Here is a 16881-nt window from a genome sequence, read left to right on the forward strand (position 1 = left end):
TGCCTTCATGCCAGCTGCGCCCGCATTTCCTGCAATACCTGGGCAGACGGCGGACGAACCCCGCGCCACAGTGCGAAGGCCTCGGCGGCCTGTTCCACCAGCATGCCCAGCCCGTCGCGCGGCGTTGCGCCGTTGTCCCGGGCCCAGGCCATGAAGCCCGCCGCGGCGGGGCCGTACATCATGTCGCAGGCCAGCGAGCCGGGCTTGAGTAGGCTCGCCGGAACCGGCACACCCGCGCCCGCCAGACTGCTTGCACTGGCATTGACAATTACATCGAAATAGCCCCGCAGCCCTTGCAGGTCGTGCGCAAGCAGCTCCGTTTTTTGTAGCAGACCTTGCATGGAGGAGTGTGCCCGGTGCCGTGCCACCAGCGCGTCGGCTTTCGCCCGTGTGCGGTTGACCAGCACCAGACGGCGTGGCCCGGCCCCCAGCAGGGCGGCCAGCGCGCCGGCACCGGCACCGCCTGCGCCGATCAGCAGCACGTCGCGCCCGGCCAGCGAAACACCGGCGTTGTTCTGGATGTCGTTCACCAGGCCCACGCCGTCGGTGTTGTCGGCGTGGATGGCGCCGCCTTGCAGCACCAACGTGTTGGCGGCCTGGGCCAATTGCGCCCTGTCGGTCCGTGTGCTTGCGGCTTCAAAGGCTTGCAGCTTGAAAGGCACGGTGACGTTGCAGCCTTTTACGCCGCCCTGTACCAGTTTAGCCAGTGTTGCGGCGAACGATTCCAGCGGCACCAGCAGGCGTTCGTATTGCAGGGATTGCCCCGTGAGTTCGGCAAAACGTGCGTGAATCAGCGGGGATTTGCTGTGCGCGATCGGGTTGCCCAGGACGTAATATTTATCCATGGCGGGGCCGGGTGTTCATGTGCGTGGGGCTGAAAGCAGCAGTCGGGGCTAGCGGCTGGTGAGTTTGGTTTCAAGCGTGTCATCGCGCGTGAACTTGAAGCGCGACACCACCACGATCTGGTCCGCCTTGCTGCGCATCGCATCGCTGAACTTGCCGAAAGGCCCGGTGCCGCGCACGATGCTTTGCGCACGCCGGTCCAGCGTCAGGTTGCCCGAGGTCTGTACGACTTCCGTGTCGATCACGCTGCCGTCAAAATTCACCGTCACGATCATCGTGAGTTCACCGTACAGTTTTTTGCCGGCCAGCTCGGGGAAGTTCACCGTCCCCTTCTCTTCAATCTTGCGGCGCAGTTCGTCGTAATAAACGGCGTAGACCTCTTCACGTGTGGCCGGGCTGATGTAGCGCTTTTTCGGCCGTGCGTTTTCTTCGTTGATGCGCCGTTCGATTTCCGCCAGGATCTTGACGAGCTGCTTGCGTTTTTCTTCGCGCTCGGCCTGCGCCGGGTTGTTGGCGGGCTGTGTTGGGTCGGGCGGCGGCATGGAGGCCAGCTGCTTTTTGATTTGCGCGAGCAACTGGGTCTGCTGCTCCTGCAGGGAATCGACCTTGCGCTGGGCGTCTTCGGTGGCGTCGCCCAGCTCCATCAGGGCCGAAGGCGGCAAGGGGGAGGTGGCGCGGCCTTTTTCCATCTCGCCACCACCAGCCAGTGAGGCTTGTGCGATGGCTTTGGCAAAGTCAGGCTTTTCGTTGGACTTGGCGTTGACCAGGATCACTTCCAGCGGCGTGTCCTGAAAGACGCGGTTGAAGCGGTCCGGATCAACAAAACGCGCCGTCAGCAACACCGCATGAAAGGCGATGGAGGCGCCCAGGGCTATTTGCAGTGTGCTTGGTGACTTCACAGGAAGAGATTATCGGTGTTTATGAGCGTATTGCGGCGTTAACCGGCGACCGGAGCCGCCACAGCGGCATCGGTTTGTGGCTCATTGACATCGACTGCAATCGAGATCGGGCCGGCGGCCATCTCGGACTCGCCATCCTCCTCGCCCAGCGGATCAGGAGACTCATCCATCTCCACGTCCAGCCGCTCGACCACCGTACCGGAAATATCTAGCGTGATCTCGTCGATCTCGCCCAGCTTTATACGCACTTTCGCGCCACGCGGCAGGCCCTGTGCACCAGCGGCTGGCAGCACCAGCGGCAACTCGTCGGCGCGCACCAGGTTGTCCTTGAAGGCAGTGGCGGTCAGCTCTGTGATGTGGTTCTGCTGCAGGTATTTGAGTGTCCAGTAGCGCTCGATCCCGGCCTGGAAACCGTTGTAGGCGCTGTAGGCGGCGTCAAAGCCCGAGATGATGGAAAACAGCTCGGCGTCCTTGGGCTTGAACGGCGCAGCCAGCGCGGCCGTGCGGCCGTGGCGCGCGCAGGCAATGATCTGCCACTGGTTGACCAGGTCGGTATAGCGGCGCAGTGGTGAGGTGCTCCAGGCATAGCTTTTGACGCCGATGCCCGCGTGCGGCAGGGCCTTGGTGCCCATGCGCACTTTCACGCCGGGCAAGAGGCTGGCCTGGCTGCGGTAAATGCCAGGCACGCCATGCTCGGCCAGCCACTCGCCCCAGGTGCTGTTCGCCAGAATCATGGCCTCGGCCACGATCAAGTCCAGCGGTGCGCCGCGCTGGCGCGTGCTGATGCTGACCGTCTCGTTGCCCTGGGGCTCGCCGCCTGTCGGGTTGTCCAGCCTGAAGTTGTAGTCAGGCCGGTTGAAGTTCTCGGGTTTGCCGCGCACGATTTCGCGCTGGGCCTTCAGGTGTTTGGCCAGCCGGTGCAAAAAGCTCAGTTCCACACCCCATTGAACATCGGTGGGGGGGCTGGTTTGCGCGGCTTCAAAAAAGGCTTCGGTGAACGTGCTGTCCAGCACGTCGTGGCGCAGGTTGCTGACGATGGGCACCTGCTCCAGCCGGGTCACGCTTTCCTTGATCTGCAGCGTGGCCTCATCCAGCGTGAGGTACAGCGACAGAGCCGGGCAGTTGCGGCCCTCCTGCAGCGTGTAGCTTTTGACGATTTCATCCGGCAGCATCGTCAGCTTGTAGCCGGGCATGTACACGGTAGAAAGCCGTGCGCGGCCCACGGTGTCAATCGGGCTGCCGGGCAATACGGCCAGGCCTGGTGCGGCGATGTGGATGCCAAGCGTGACAGTGCCGCTGCCCAGGCCCTGCACGGACAGCGCATCGTCGATCTCGGTAGTGGCTGAGTCGTCGATGGAGAAAGCCTTCACATCGGCCAGCGGCAGCTCGTCCTTGACTTCAGGCGCCTGCAGCGCCGGAAAGCCCGTGCCCTTGGGGAAGTTCTCAAACAAAAAGCGCTTCCAGTGGAACTGGTAGGGCGAGGCGATGGCGCCTGCCTTTTGCAGCAAATCGAGCGGCGCGGTGTGCGTGGCGCGTGAGGCTTCGACGACAGCCTTGTATTCAGCGCTGTTCTTGTCGGGTTTGAAAAGAATTTTGTAGAGCTGCTCGCGCACCGGCGCCGGGCATTCGCCGCGGCCCAGTTCTTCGGCCCATGCGGTTATTTGCGCCGCGACCTGCTTTTTCTTTTCGATGGCGGCCAACGCCTGCTGCAGGATTTCCGCCGGTGCCTTCCTGAAGCGGCCCTTGCCGGCACGGCGAAAGTAGTGCGGCGCGTCATACAGGCGAAAGAGCGCGGCGGCCTGTTGCTCCAGCGAGGCGGCCTTGCCGTCGGCGCTGAAGTAGTCGCGCGCCAGGTCGGCAAAGCCGAATTCTTCTTCGCTGGCGAATTCCCAGGCCAGATCCAGCTCAATATCGTGGCTCAGCTTTTGGCCGGCGGCCACCATCTCGGCAGGGGATGGCTTTTCAAACTTCAGCAGGGCATTAACGCCCTTGACCTTCACACGCTTGCCCGAGTCGAGTTCAACCTGCAGCGACGCATCGCTCTCGGACAAAATGCGGCCGGCCAGGAACTTGCCGGCTTCTTCAAACAATACAAACAAAACGGGATCCCTTTGGTGTCTTTGATGACTTGGGACTAGTGTAATCAGGGCTGCTTCAGAGAGATTTCAGGCCAATGCCAGGAAGTCGAGGATGGTCGGCAGATGCCGGTCAAAGTCGCTCAGTGCATGGTCACCGCCTTCCAGCAGCCGGATGTGAGCGCCCGCATAACGGGCCGTCATTTCACGCCAGTCCAGCACTTCATCCCCCTTGGCAATGATGGCGAGGTAGTTTTGCGGCGCTTTCAGCGGCCCGGCCTGCTGCGCTTTCAGCTCATCCACAAAGCGGGGCTCGAAGAAAAAGTGCTCTTGCGGGTTGTGCCAGGCCGTTTGCTCGCCGATGTAGCGGGCGAGGTCGCGCGCCGGCTCCACGGCCGGGTTGAGCAGCACGGCCTTGCACCCAGCCTGTTCGGCCACCGCAGTGGCGTAAAAGCCGCCCAGCGAAGAGCCGATCACGCCCATGCTTTGGTAGCCCGGCTTGCCGGGCCAACCGGCAATTTCGTCCTTCACCATCTGCAGCGCGGCGTGCGGCGAAGGCGGCAGCTGCGGGCACCACCAGTGAACGGCGGGATGGCGCTGCTGCACGGCAGCGGCCATTTTCCGGGCCTTGGCGGATTGCGGGGACGAGCGAAATCCGTGGAGATAGAGCAGATGGGTGATGCGCATGCCGCATGTTAGACGGGCAGGCCGCACGCACGTCTTGCCGGAGCCGATTTCCCCGGTTTCGCGGTGTTTCATGCTGGTTTTAAGCGAAATAGGGCTTTGAGCCAATCAGGACGAGCGCAAGCAGCTATGTAATTGATAGCGGTGTTCACTTCCGCGGGATGCCCGGCCGCGCGTTTTCGGCTTCAAGGCTGACGGATAATCCGCGCATGGCCGCCGTTTTCGACAAACCCTCCCTTTATCAGCGAACCTTGCCTTTGCTCCAGGGCTTTGACGGCCTGCTGGCGTTTGCGGTGTTTTTGCTGGCCTGCGCGGGCCTCCTGATCATGTATTCGTCGGGCTATGACCACGGCACGCGGTTTATCGACCATGGCCGCAACATGCTGATTGCCGGCGCCATCATGTTTGTGGTGGCCCAGGTTCCACCCCAGCGCCTGATGGCTTTTGCCGTGCCGCTTTACATTGCCGGGGTGGCATTGCTGGTCGCCGTGGCCGTTTTCGGTATCACCAAAAAAGGCGCCCGGCGCTGGCTCAATGTGGGCGTGGTGATCCAGCCCAGTGAAATCCTGAAAATCGCCATGCCGCTGATGCTGGCCTGGTGGTTCCAGAAACGCGAAGGCCAGCTGCGTCCGCTGGACTTCCTGGCCGCAGGGCTGTTGCTGCTCGTTCCGGTCGGGCTGATCATGAAGCAGCCCGACCTGGGAACCTCGCTGCTGGTGCTGGCCGCCGGCCTGGCTGTGATTTTTTTTGCCGGCCTGAGCTGGAAGCTGATTGTTCCGCCCGTGCTGCTCGGCCTGGTGGGTGTGTTCCTCGTGGTATGGTTCGAGCCGCAAATCTGTGCCGACGGCGTGCGCTGGCCCATCCTCCACGACTACCAGCAGCAGCGCATCTGCACGCTGCTCGATCCGTCGCGAGACCCGCTGGGCAAGGGCTTTCACATCATCCAGGGCATGATCGCCATCGGCTCGGGCGGCATCACGGGCAAGGGCTTTATGGCCGGCACCCAGACGCACCTGGAGTTCATTCCCGAGCGCACCACCGACTTCATCTTCGCGGCGTACTCCGAAGAGTTCGGCCTGTTGGGCAATCTGTTGTTGATTGCTGCGTTCATCTTCCTGATTTTGCGCGGACTGGCCATTGCGCTGGAGGCATCGACCCTGTTTTCGCGCCTGCTGGCCGGTGCGCTAACCATGATTTTTTTCACCTATGCTTTCGTCAATATGGGCATGGTCAGCGGCATCCTGCCCGTGGTGGGCGTGCCGCTGCCTTTCATCAGCTATGGCGGCACGGCCATGGTGACGCTGGGACTGGCCATCGGCATGCTGATGTCTATTGCCAAGGCCAAGCGCTTGGTGCAGTCCTGAAGATCCCGGATTGAAAATGCCGCAAACCGTCACCGTGATTGGTGTGGGCAACATGGGTGGCGGCATGGCGGCCAACCTGCTGGACAAGGGCTGGGGCGTGCAGGTGTGCGACATCGATCCGGCCAAAACCGTCGGGATGGTGCGGTTGGGTGCTGCGGTCATAGCTTCTCCCGCGGACGCCCTGGTGAATTCGCAGGCTTTCATCATCTGCGTGGTAGATGCCGCACAAACCGAAGAGGTGCTGTTTGGCGAGCGGGGTCTTGCACGCATGCTGCAACCCGGCCATACCGTGATGTTGTGCCCAACGATTGCGCCGCAGGATGTCGAGTCTTTCGCCAAACGGTTGGCTGAACGCGGTGTGCACACGCTGGATTCGCCCATGTCGGGCGGGCCTGCGCGGGCGCGCGACGGCTCCATGAGCCTGATGCTGGCTTGCGTGGACGAGGTCTACGCACAGCAAGCCGGCTTGCTGCAAGCCGTGTCGGCCAAGGTGTTTCGCATTAGCGAAAACCCCGGCGACGGCGCCCGCACCAAGCTGGTCAACAACCTGCTGGCGGGGATCAACCTGGTGGGCGCCGCCGAAGCGCTGGCACTGGCCGGCCGGCTGGGACTGGACCTCACCACCACGCTGGACGTGATCGAACAATCGAGCGGCCAGAGCTGGATCGGTTCGGACCGCATGCGCCGCGCGGTTGCCGGCGATTACGCCCCGCGCGCGCATGTGACCCTGCTGGAAAAAGACACCCGCCTGGCTGTTGAGGCTGCGCGTGCAGCCGGTTTTGACGGCCCGCTGGGCCTGCGCGCCAGCCAGGTTTTTGCCCAGGCGCACCAGGCCGGTCTGGCCGGCGAGGATGACGCGGCCCTTTTCAAGCATCTCAGGCAGACGGCCGGCAAGCCCTGAATGCTCCGGCGACGCCCCCAGGTGCGGCCGCGATATTTGTTACGGTTTTCCCCCGCACAGCGGCGCCTGGCGGAGTACAACCTTGGCTGTCATTCCCGACAACAACAATGCCCACTTCGAAGGAGTTGCGCCATGGCCGGAAAGTTTGAGCTCAAGAAGTCCAAGAACGACAAGTACTTTTTCTCGCTGCTGGCAGGCAACGGGCAGAAGATCCTGGCCAGCGAGATGTACGAAACCAAGGCCAGTGCGACGGGCGGCATTGAATCCGTCAAGAAAAATGCGCCGGACGACAGCCGTTATGACCGTCTGGTGGGCAAGGACGGTTCCCCCTATTTCAACCTTAAGGCCGGTAACGGGCAGGTGATTGGGGTCAGCGAAATGTACTCCAGCGTATCGGCACGGGATAACGGCATCGAGTCGTGTAAAACCAACGCGCCGGGCGCTACCACTACCGACACGGCCTGAGCCGCACGGCAAAGCCCATGGGCGGTGCCAGGCGGCGCGGCGAGGCCTGCGCGCCTGGAAGGCAGACTGCCTACAATGGCCCAATGACCTCACTTCGCTCCACCCCCGTCTCCGCCTCCAACAAGTCCACGGTCTCATCGACGGCCCGACCGACTGCGGAGTCGACGTCGGGACGGCTGGCGATTGCTGAAAAGTTGTTGCTGGCGCCGTTTGGCCTCACGCAGGCGCACCTGGGTCGGGCGCTGGGCGAGATCACCTCCCATGGAGCGGACGACGCCGACCTCTATTTCCAGTACACCCGCAGCGAAGGCTGGAGCCTGGAAGAGGGCATCGTGAAGACTGGTTCCTTCAGCATCGACCAGGGTGTGGGCGTGCGCGCCGTCAGCGGCGAAAAGACCGCTTTTGCCTACTCCGATGACATTTCCGAGGCGTCGCTGCTGGATGCGGCACGCACGGTGCGCAGCATTTCTGCCGGCGGCAAGGCTGCCCGCGTCAAGACGGCCGTCCGCAAGGTGGCCGGCAGCCGCTCGCTCTACCAGGGCCTGGACCCGATCGCCACGCTGGACAGCACTGCCAAGGTTCAGTTGCTGGAGAAAGTCGAAAAACTCGCCAAAGCCAGGGATCCGCGCATCGTGCAGGTCATGGCGGGTCTGGCCAGCGAATACGACGTGGTGATGGTGGCCCGCGCCGACGGCACGCTGGCCGCCGACGTGCGCCCGCTGGTGCGCCTGAGCGTGACGGTGATTGCCGAGCAGAAGGGCCGGCGCGAAGTCGGTTCGGGCGGCGGCGGCGGGCGTTTTGGCCTGGCCTACTTTGACGACGCCCAGATTACCGAATATGTGAACGACGCTGTGAAAGCGGCACTGACCAACCTGGATGCTCGCCCCGCGCCGGCCGGTGAAATGACTGTGGTGCTGGGTTCGGGCTGGCCCGGCATCCTGTTGCACGAAGCCATCGGTCACGGGCTGGAAGGCGACTTCAACCGCAAAGGCTCCAGCGCGTTTTCCGGCAAGATCGGCCAGCGCGTGGCAGCCAAGGGCGTGACGGTGCTGGATGACGGCACAATTGCGGATCGCCGCGGCTCGCTGAACGTGGACGACGAAGGCAACGCCAGCCAGCGCAACGTGCTGATTGAAGACGGCATCCTGAAGGGCTACATCCAGGATTCGCTGAATGCGCGCCTGATGAAGGTCAAGCCCACGGGCAACGGCCGCCGTGAAAGCTACGCCCATGTGCCCATGCCGCGCATGACCAACACCTACATGCTGGGCGGCGACAAGCAGCCCGAAGAAATCGTGGCCAGCATCAAAAAGGGCCTGTACGCCACCAACTTCGGCGGCGGCCAGGTCGACATCACCTCCGGCAAGTTCGTGTTTTCGGCCAGCGAAGCCTTCTGGGTTGAAAACGGCAAGATTCTGTATCCCGTTAAAGGCGCGACGATTGTCGGCAACGGCCCCGACGCGCTGACCCGTGTCACCATGATGGGCAATGACATGGCGCTTGACAGCGGCGTGGGCACCTGCGGCAAGGAAGGCCAGAGCGTGCCGGTGGGCGTGGGGCAGCCGACCCTGCGCATCGACGGCCTGACAGTGGGCGGGACGGCCTGATCCAGCCCGGATTGCCTCTTTTTTGACCTGTGCTACATTTCAGCTTATGAATTCGGCCAAGTTTTACTTCGGTTACTTTTGGTTCTCAAGCGCTTCCGGCGGTAGAGAGATCAACGCGTGACCCGATAAAACGCACCGATTCTCCAAAAACCGCCGGCCTCCGGCGGTTTTTTTTTGCCCGTTCAATTTTTAAATGCCCTGACTTGTGACGACCTGATTGATATCCCGAAGAAAAGGAAAACAGCGATGAATGCCAAGCCCACCTCCGCCAGCGACAACTGGTATGCGAACGTCGAAAAGACCAGCCAGACCGACGACGAACGCATCAAGGACATCACCGTGTTACCCCCTCCCGAGCACCTCATCCGCTTTTTCCCGATCCGCGGCACCGCCGTCGAGACGCTGATCAGCAAAACCCGCAAAAGCATCCACAACATCATCCAGGGCAAGGATGACCGTCTGCTGGTCGTCGTCGGCCCATGCTCCATCCACGACCCAATGGCCGCGCTGGACTACGCCCGCAAGCTGGTCGAACAACGCAAGAAGTACGAAGGCACGCTGGAAATCGTGATGCGCGTCTACTTCGAAAAACCGCGTACCACCGTAGGCTGGAAGGGGCTGATCAACGACCCCTACCTCGATGAAACCTTCCGCATCGACGAAGGCCTGCGCATCGCGCGCCAGCTGCTGATCGACATCAACCGCTTGGGCCTGCCCGCCGGCAGCGAATTCCTCGACGTGATCTCGCCGCAATACATCGGTGACCTGATTTCCTGGGGCGCCATCGGCGCGCGCACCACCGAAAGCCAGGTGCACCGCGAGCTGGCTTCGGGCCTGTCGGCGCCCATCGGTTTCAAGAACGGCACCGACGGCAACATCCGCATCGCCACCGACGCCATCCAGGCGGCGGCGCGCGGCCACCACTTTTTGTCGGTGCATAAAAACGGCCAGGTCGCCATCGTGCAGACCAACGGCAACAAGGACTGCCACGTGATTTTGCGCGGCGGCAAGGCGCCGAACTACGACGCGGCCAGCGTCGCAGCGGCCTGCAAGGAGCTCGAAGCCTCCAAGCTGCCCGCCACGCTGATGGTCGACTGCAGTCACGCCAACAGCTCCAAGCAGCACGAAAAGCAGGTCGAAGTGGCGCGCGACATCGCCGGCCAGGTGGCGGGTGGTTCGCGCCATGTGTTCGGCCTGATGGTGGAAAGCCACCTCAACCCCGGCGCGCAGAAATTCACGCCCGGCAAGGACGACTCCAAAGCGCTGGAATACGGCAAAAGCATCACCGACGCCTGCCTGGGCTGGAACGACTCGCTGGATGTGCTGGAAATCCTGTCGACCGCCGTGCAGGCGCGCCGGGCCAAGAAGTAAGGTTTGCCGACGCGCGGGTTTGTGCGAATAGCCGCCGGGCCCGCAAGTCGCCGACCATGAACCCCTGATCAGGAGCCCATCATGCGCAGCGAAGTCAGTGTGACCTTCAAGGGCGTCGCGCCCATCCGGCTGGATCTCAACGAAGTGCAGCCCATGCCGCACGATGTGGCGCGCTGGTGGCTGGACGACCAGTTCACGCAAATGGGCTGTGAGCCGCTTCGGCCCACGGGCAAACTGCTGACCGCCGACAAGGTGGTGGTGGTAGCCCAGGCGGCTGGGCCGGTGAAGTTTGCCGAAGCCAAGTGGGCTCAGGAATTTGCCCGGGCGTCGAGCGCGGCGCTGGGCAAGCCGGTTGTGCATGTAGATGTCACAACACTCAGCATCAGTTTTTAAGGCCCCCACGCTTCCCCACTTTGTGTGAGTCGCTGCCCCCCGAGGGGGCCGCCCGCCCTACGGCCCGGCAAAGCCGGTTCCGGGGCTCATGCTGGGTTTAAGAAGTCACCGGCCTGCCTATTAAACCGGGCCAGCGGGGCCGCCGTCAGGCTTTCAGCGCCTGCAGCAGTTTTGCGTGAATCCCGCCAAACCCGCCGTTGCTCATGCACAGCAAGTGGTCGCCCGGCTGCGCTGCGGCCAGCACCTGCTCGATCAGCTGGTCAATGGTGCCGGCCACCTGCGCGCGATTCCCCATGGGCGCGAGCGCGGCGCGCGCATCCCAGTCCAGTCCGCCGGCGTGGCAAAACGCCAGATCGGCCTGCTCCAGGCTCCAGGGCAGCTGGGCCGTCATGGCGCCCAGCTTCATGGTGTTGCTGCGCGGCTCAAAGATGGCAAGAATGCGTTCGCTGCCCCGGCCTGCGCTTTGCAGCTGGCGGCGCAGGCCGTCCACCGTGGTGTGGATGGCGGTGGGGTGGTGGGCGAAGTCGTCATACACCGTGATGTCGCCGTCTTTGCGCGCGATCACGCCGCGCACTTCCATGCGGCGCTTGACGTTCTGGAACTCCGCCAGCGCCCGGGCCGCGGCTTCGGGCGCCACGCCGACGTGCTCAGCCGCCGCGATGGCGGCCAGCGCATTGAGCTGGTTGTGCACGCCGCTGATGCCCCACTGCACGTGGGCCACGGCCTCGCCGGCCTTGAGCACATGAAAGTCGTGGGGCTCGCCGTGGGCCATGAAGCCGCTCTTGTTCAGCAGGCCGTTGCCGAAGAGCAGCTGCTCACTCCAGCAGCCCTGGGCCAGCACGCGCTGCAGGCTGGCCTCGGCGGCATTGACGACCACGCGGCCTTGTGAAGGGATGGTGCGCACCAGATGGTGAAACTGCCGCTCGATGGCGGCCAGATCGTCAAAAATGTCGGCGTGGTCGAACTCGAGGTTGTTCAGGATGGCCGTGCGTGGACGGTAATGCACGAACTTGCTGCGCTTGTCGAAAAAGGCGGTGTCGTATTCGTCGGCCTCGATGACAAAGGTATTGCCTTCGCCCAGCCGGGCGGATACACCGAAGTTCAGCGGCACGCCGCCGACCAGGAAACCCGGTTTCAGCCCGGCAGCTTCGAGAATCCAGGCCAGCATGGCCGTGGTGGTGGTCTTGCCGTGCGTGCCGGCCACCGCCAGCACATGGCGTGGCCCGGTCGGGTGGTGGGTCGGGTGGTGCAGCACGTGGCCCGAGAGCCATTGTGGGCCGCTGGTATAGGGCTTGCCGCTGTTCAGGATGGCTTCCATGAGCGGGTATTTGGCGCTGCCATCGGCAAGCCGGGCACGCGACACCACGTTGCCCACCACGAACACGTCGGGCTCGAAGGCCATCTGGTCGGCGCCGTAGCCCTCGATCAGCTCAATCCCCAAACCGCGCAGCTGGTCGCTCATGGGCGGGTAGACGCCGGTGTCGCAGCCTGTCACTTTGTGCCCTGCTTCCCGCGCCAGTGCGGCCAGGCCTCCCATGAAGGTGCCGCAGATTCCCAGAATATGTATGTGCATGGCCTGTATTCTAGGCAGGGCTTCCCGCGGGCCCCATAGGCCCGGGTCCGATAGTTGAGTGGAAATTCATGGGTAAAGTGCTTTCTGGCCAAGGCGGACGGGCGCAAGCAGCTATTGATTTCATAGCGGTCGGGTGCGCCATGGGTCCGGGTGAACTTTAGCGTCTGGCGGGAACCCAACCCGGGGCACAATCGCTTCGCCCGCACCCGCATCATTTATCCGCATCACCCATTGACCTTCGATTTGGCCTTTTCCGGGTCGAAGCCAGCCGATCTTGACACCTCATACCCTTAAATCCGAAATCGCCGCCACGGCCGCCGCGCTGGTGGTGGAAGAAGGGCTGGAATATGGTCCGGCCAAACGCCGCGCCGTCAAACAGATGGCATTGCCCGCCCGTACCGAACTGCCGGGCAATGACGAGCTGGAAGACGCTGTCCGCGAATACATCGCGCTTTTCTGTGCCGACACCCAGCCTGCCGAGCTGGCGGCCCTGCGTGAACTGGCGCTGGTCTGGATGGAGCGGCTGGTGCAATTTCGGCCCTACCTGGGCGGCGCCGTCTGGCACGGCACGGCCACGCGGCTGTCCGACATTTACATCCAGCTGTTCTGCGATGACCCCAAATCAGCCGAGATTGCCCTGATTGAGCACAATGTGGACTACGAGCCGCGTACCGTGACCGGTTTTACCGGTGACAGCGTGGAAGCGCTCAGCCTGCGAAGTGTGTGCAAACCTTTGAATGAGACGGTGGGCGTGCACCTGATGGTCTATGACCACGACGATCTGCGCGGCGCCCTGCGGCCGGACGCCAAGGGACGAACCCCGCGGGGCGACCTGGCTGCCGTGCAAAAATTGCTCTCCCCCCAACCCGGAACTTCAGACACGTGAACCGCAGAAACATGCTTTATGGCGGCGCCGCCGCCTTGGCCGGCCTGGCGGGTGCAGGCGTCGCCTGGTGGAAATTCCAGCCTCACGCGGTGGATGAAAAAGTGGTGGCGCCCACTCCCGGCAGTACATCTGGCAGCGCGACCGACGCATTTTGGAGCCTGAACTTCGACACGCCCGACGGCAAGAACCTGTCCATGAGCAGCTTTCGCGGCAAGCTGCTGTTGGTAAATTTCTGGGCCACCTGGTGCCCGCCCTGTGTGGAGGAGTTGCCATTATTGGATTACTTCTACCAGGAAAATCGCGATAAAAACCTGCAAGTGCTGGGTTTGGCTGTCGACCAGCCCAGCGCGGTGCGAACCTGGCTGCAAACCAGACCGCTGCATTTTCCGGTCGGCATGGCCGGTCTGGGCGGAACCGAGCTCAGCAAATCGCTGGGAAATCTCGCAGGCAGCCTGCCTTTTACCGCGGTGCTCAGCGCTTCCGGCGAACTGCTTCATCGCAAGATCGGCAAAGTCCTGCCGGAAGACCTGGCGCTCTGGGCCAAGCTCAATTAGCGGCAGAACATTGCTGATGGGCCGTGCTGCATCGAAACCTTCGGTAACAGCCGGGAACAGCTTCTAACGGCATCTTCCATGAGGTTTTTGAGGCGGAGCCGCCAGCCGCCAGACGGTTGGGAATGGCCTCCGGCTTGATGTACACTCTGCGCTTTCCCGGGGTAAGCCGCCTGGCTCGTCCCCCGCAGTAATTAACTGATAAGCGCTTTAAAGCGTAAAAGCAGAAAGTAAGTGAAAAAAGAAGGAAGATCGGTGGCCGCGTCAAGTGCCTCCCGTTTCCAGCCTTTCAGTCAAAAAAAGCTGCGCCGAGATCCCGCGCCAGCATCTACCGCCGTTGGAGAGAACCTATGGATTTAAGAAAACTCAAGACCCTGATCGACCTCGTCTCAGAGTCCAACGTCTCCGAGCTGGAGATCACTGAAGCTGAAGGCAAGGTGCGTATCGTCAAATCCAGCGGCGCCCCCCTGGTGATGCAGCAGCCGGTTGCCATGGTAGCAGCTCCCGCAGCGGCGCCCGCGGCCGGCGCGCCTGCCGCACCGATCGCCGAGGCGGCGCCCGCAGCCCCCGCCGGCCATGCCGTCAAGTCGCCCATGGTGGGCACTTTTTATCGCTCTGCCAGCCCCGGCGCCAAGCCTTTTGTCGAACTCGGCAGCGTCATCAAGGAAGGCGAAACCATCTGCATCATCGAGGCCATGAAGATCCTCAACGAGATCGAAGCCGACAAATCGGGCACCGTCACCAAGATCCTTTCGGAAAACGGCCAGGCTGTCGAATACGGCCAACCCCTCTTCATCATTGAGTAAGCGGGCGCCTTGCCTCCTTTCCAAACCAGGCTGACCGACGCATGTTCAAGAAAATACTGATCGCCAACAGGGGTGAGATTGCCCTGCGCATCCAGCGCGCCTGCCGCGAACTCGGCGTGAAGGCCGTGATGGTCTATTCCGAAGCCGACCGCGAGGCCAAATACATCAAGCTGGCCGACGAGTCGGTCTGCATCGGCCCGGCGCCTTCCAAAGACAGCTACCTCAACATGCCGGCCATCATCTCGGCGGCCGAGGTGACGGATGCTGAAGCCATCCACCCCGGATACGGTTTCCTGAGCGAAAACGCCGACTTCGCCGAGCGCGTGGAAAAAAGCGGCTTCAAGTTCATCGGCCCCACGCCGGAGTCGATCCGCATCATGGGCGACAAGGTCTCGGCCAAGCAGACCATGATCAAGGCCGGTGTGCCCTGTGTGCCTGGCTCTGAAGGCGCCTTGCCCGACGACCCGGTCGTCATCAAGCGCACCGCCAAGCAGGTCGGCTACCCCGTCATCATCAAGGCGGCGGGCGGCGGCGGTGGGCGCGGCATGCGCGTGGTGCACACCGAGGCAGCCCTGCTACACGCGGTGCAGACCACCAAGGCCGAAGCCGGCGCGGCTTTCGGCAACCCCGAGGTCTACATGGAGAAATTTCTCCAGAACCCGCGGCACATCGAAATCCAGATCCTGGCCGACCAGCACAAGAATGCGGTCTGGCTGGGTGAACGCGACTGTTCCATGCAGCGCCGCCACCAGAAAGTCATCGAAGAAGCGCCGGCGCCCGGGATTCCGCGCAAGCTGATCGAGCGCATTGGTGAGCGCTGCGTCGCCGCCGTCAAAAAGATCGGCTACCGTGGCGCGGGCACCTTTGAGTTTCTCTACGAAAACGGCGAGTTCTACTTCATCGAGATGAACACGCGTGTCCAGGTCGAGCATCCGGTCACCGAATGGATCACCGGCGTGGACATCGTGCGCACCCAGATCATGGTGGCGGCCGGTGAAAAGCTGCCTTTTGCCCAGCGCGACATCCAGCTCAAAGGCCATTCGATTGAATGCCGCATCAACGCGGAAGACCCCTACAAGTTCGTGCCTTCGCCGGGCCGTATCACGACCTGGCACACGCCGGGCGGGCCGGGCGTGCGGGTGGACTCGCATATTTATGCCAACTACTTTGTGCCGCCCAACTATGACTCGATGATCGGCAAGATCATTGTTCACGGTGATACGCGTGAGCAGGCGCTGGCCCGCATGAGCACGGCGCTGGCCGAAACCGTGGTGGAAGGCATCAACACCAACATCCCGTTGCACCGCGAACTGATGGTGGACGCCAAGTTCATGGACGGCGGCACCAACATCCACTACCTTGAAGAGTGGCTCTCGAAGCGAGAGAGATAAAGCCCCCACGGTCGCTCACTTCGTGTAGCTTCCTGCCCCCCGAGGGGGCCGCCCGCCTGCGGTCTGGCAAAGCCAGTCCCGCGGCTCATGCTTGAATGGGTTGCCTCGAGTCCTGTTGTATCCAACTTCCTCTGGATAAACCATGTTTGAACTGATCCTGCTGGCCCCCGTCGACGAAGTCGAAACCTTGAGCGAGGCGCTGGATGCGCTGGATGCGCTCAGTGTGTCGGTGGAGGATGCCGATGCGCAGACGCCGGCTGAGCAGGCGCTGTTTGGCGAGCCGGACATGCCGCCGCCCAAGGCGGGCTGGGAGCGGTCGCGCATCGTGTCGCTGTTTGCCACCGAAGCCCTGGCGCGTGACGCGGCCAGCGTGCTGTCTGCGCAAGACTTTTTTGCGGGCTGCCGGGTGGTGGCTGTCCAGCCGGTGCCTGACCAGGACTGGGTGCGGCTGACGCAATCGCAATTCTCGCCGGTCGACATCACCCCCGAGTTCTGGATCGTGCCGACCTGGCACGAGCCGCCCGCGGAGGCCAAACAATTGATCCGGCTGGATCCGGGCCTGGCATTCGGAACGGGCACTCACCCCACCACCCGCATGTGCCTTCGCTGGATTGCCGGCCAGGGTGCTGCCGGCAAAAACTTTGGCCGTGTGCTGGACTACGGTTGCGGCTCGGGCATCCTGGCCATTGGTGCGGCCAAGTTCGGCGCGCGGGACATCGACGCCGTCGACATTGACCCGGCCGCCGTGGAGTCGACGCGCGCCAATGCCGAAGCCAACCATGTGGCGCTCAACGCCGGCTTGCCCGACAAGGCATCCGGCCAGTACCAGACGGTGCTGGCCAACATCCTCGCGACGCCGCTCAAGGTGCTGGCGCCGCTGTTGTGCACGCACGTTGAAAAGGGCGGCCATCTCGTGCTGGCCGGCATTCTGGATCGCCAGGCGGAGGAACTGAAGGAGGCCTACGCGCCCTATTGCCAGCTCACCGTGCACGATGCGCAAGAAGGCTGGATTTTGATGACCGCTGGCTTCTGAGCCGGCTCAATCCCGCGCATGGCGGTTTTCAGGCCGTCA

The 16881-nt window shown here is 62.9% G+C and carries 16 protein-coding genes; 11 read left to right on the top strand and 5 right to left on the bottom strand.

Annotated elements, in window-relative coordinates; genetic code table 11:
- Positions 1 to 5 precede the first annotated feature (5 nt).
- From aroE to AC1DYQ_RS13910, 4 genes are all read right to left on the bottom strand, one after another.
- Entirely contained in the window at positions 6 to 845 is an 840-nt protein-coding gene (aroE, locus tag AC1DYQ_RS13895) for a shikimate dehydrogenase (RefSeq protein ID WP_477687267.1), read from the bottom strand.
- A gap of 48 nt (positions 846 to 893) precedes the next feature.
- A complete protein-coding gene (locus AC1DYQ_RS13900) occupies positions 894 to 1742 on the bottom strand; it encodes an energy transducer TonB (protein WP_477687268.1) in 849 nt (282 codons plus the stop codon).
- A 38-nt stretch (positions 1743 to 1780) separates the two neighbouring features.
- Positions 1781 to 3841: a ribonuclease catalytic domain-containing protein gene (locus AC1DYQ_RS13905; RefSeq protein ID WP_477687269.1), complete on the bottom strand. Its 2061-nt coding sequence runs from the start codon at positions 3839 to 3841 to the stop codon at positions 1781 to 1783.
- 66 nt (positions 3842 to 3907) lie between these two features.
- Complete coding sequence (locus AC1DYQ_RS13910; protein WP_477687402.1) at positions 3908 to 4504, bottom strand: YqiA/YcfP family alpha/beta fold hydrolase; 597 nt, start codon at positions 4502 to 4504, stop codon at positions 3908 to 3910.
- 206 nt (positions 4505 to 4710) lie between these two features.
- On the opposite strand from AC1DYQ_RS13910, the gene rodA reads away from it, so the two are divergent.
- The 6 genes from rodA (at position 4711) to AC1DYQ_RS13940 (ending at position 10602) form a co-directional block, all read left to right on the top strand.
- Complete coding sequence (rodA, locus tag AC1DYQ_RS13915) at positions 4711 to 5865, top strand: rod shape-determining protein RodA (protein WP_477687270.1); 1155 nt, start codon at positions 4711 to 4713, stop codon at positions 5863 to 5865.
- A gap of 16 nt (positions 5866 to 5881) precedes the next feature.
- Complete coding sequence (locus tag AC1DYQ_RS13920; protein WP_477687271.1) at positions 5882 to 6766, top strand: NAD(P)-dependent oxidoreductase; 885 nt, start codon at positions 5882 to 5884, stop codon at positions 6764 to 6766.
- 132 nt (positions 6767 to 6898) lie between these two features.
- A complete protein-coding gene (locus tag AC1DYQ_RS13925) occupies positions 6899 to 7231 on the top strand; it encodes a YegP family protein (RefSeq protein ID WP_477687272.1) in 333 nt (110 codons plus the stop codon).
- An 83-nt stretch (positions 7232 to 7314) separates the two neighbouring features.
- The gene (gene tldD / locus AC1DYQ_RS13930) at positions 7315 to 8838 is read left to right on the top strand and encodes a metalloprotease TldD (RefSeq protein WP_477687273.1); all 1524 of its coding nucleotides are present in this window, start codon (positions 7315 to 7317) and stop codon (positions 8836 to 8838) included.
- Between the two features lie 246 nt (positions 8839 to 9084).
- Positions 9085 to 10209 carry a 3-deoxy-7-phosphoheptulonate synthase gene (locus AC1DYQ_RS13935; protein ID WP_477687274.1) on the top strand — a complete coding sequence of 375 codons (1125 nt, stop codon included), beginning with the start codon at positions 9085 to 9087 and terminating at the stop codon, positions 10207 to 10209.
- Positions 10210 to 10290: 81 nt separating this feature from the next.
- Positions 10291 to 10602, top strand: coding sequence for a hypothetical protein (locus tag AC1DYQ_RS13940; protein ID WP_477687275.1), 312 nt, complete (start codon positions 10291 to 10293; stop codon positions 10600 to 10602).
- Between the two features lie 145 nt (positions 10603 to 10747).
- Here the strand turns inward: AC1DYQ_RS13940 and mpl are convergent, their stop codons facing one another.
- Positions 10748 to 12175: a UDP-N-acetylmuramate:L-alanyl-gamma-D-glutamyl-meso-diaminopimelate ligase gene (gene mpl / locus AC1DYQ_RS13945; RefSeq protein ID WP_477687276.1), complete on the bottom strand. Its 1428-nt coding sequence runs from the start codon at positions 12173 to 12175 to the stop codon at positions 10748 to 10750.
- 274 nt (positions 12176 to 12449) lie between these two features.
- Between mpl and AC1DYQ_RS13950 the strand changes: the two genes are divergently transcribed.
- The 5 genes from AC1DYQ_RS13950 to prmA all read left to right on the top strand — a co-directional run bounded on the left by AC1DYQ_RS13950 (position 12450) and on the right by prmA (position 16842).
- Positions 12450 to 13061, top strand: a complete 612-nt coding sequence (locus AC1DYQ_RS13950; RefSeq protein ID WP_457281075.1) for a hypothetical protein — start codon at positions 12450 to 12452, stop codon at positions 13059 to 13061.
- Positions 13058 to 13615 (top strand): TlpA disulfide reductase family protein, encoded by a 558-nt coding sequence (locus tag AC1DYQ_RS13955; protein WP_477687277.1) that lies wholly within the window; start codon positions 13058 to 13060, stop codon positions 13613 to 13615. Before AC1DYQ_RS13950 ends, AC1DYQ_RS13955 begins: the two co-directional genes overlap by 4 nt.
- Before the next feature lie 347 nt (positions 13616 to 13962).
- A complete protein-coding gene (gene accB / locus AC1DYQ_RS13960) occupies positions 13963 to 14418 on the top strand; it encodes an acetyl-CoA carboxylase biotin carboxyl carrier protein (protein WP_477687278.1) in 456 nt (151 codons plus the stop codon).
- Positions 14419 to 14459: 41 nt separating this feature from the next.
- Positions 14460 to 15809 (top strand): acetyl-CoA carboxylase biotin carboxylase subunit, encoded by a 1350-nt coding sequence (accC, locus tag AC1DYQ_RS13965; RefSeq protein ID WP_457281072.1) that lies wholly within the window; start codon positions 14460 to 14462, stop codon positions 15807 to 15809.
- Positions 15810 to 15951: 142 nt separating this feature from the next.
- Complete coding sequence (prmA, locus tag AC1DYQ_RS13970) at positions 15952 to 16842, top strand: 50S ribosomal protein L11 methyltransferase (RefSeq protein ID WP_477687279.1); 891 nt, start codon at positions 15952 to 15954, stop codon at positions 16840 to 16842.
- Positions 16843 to 16881: the final 39 nt, after the last annotated feature.

This window comes from Polaromonas sp. P1_F4, assembly GCF_056405675.1.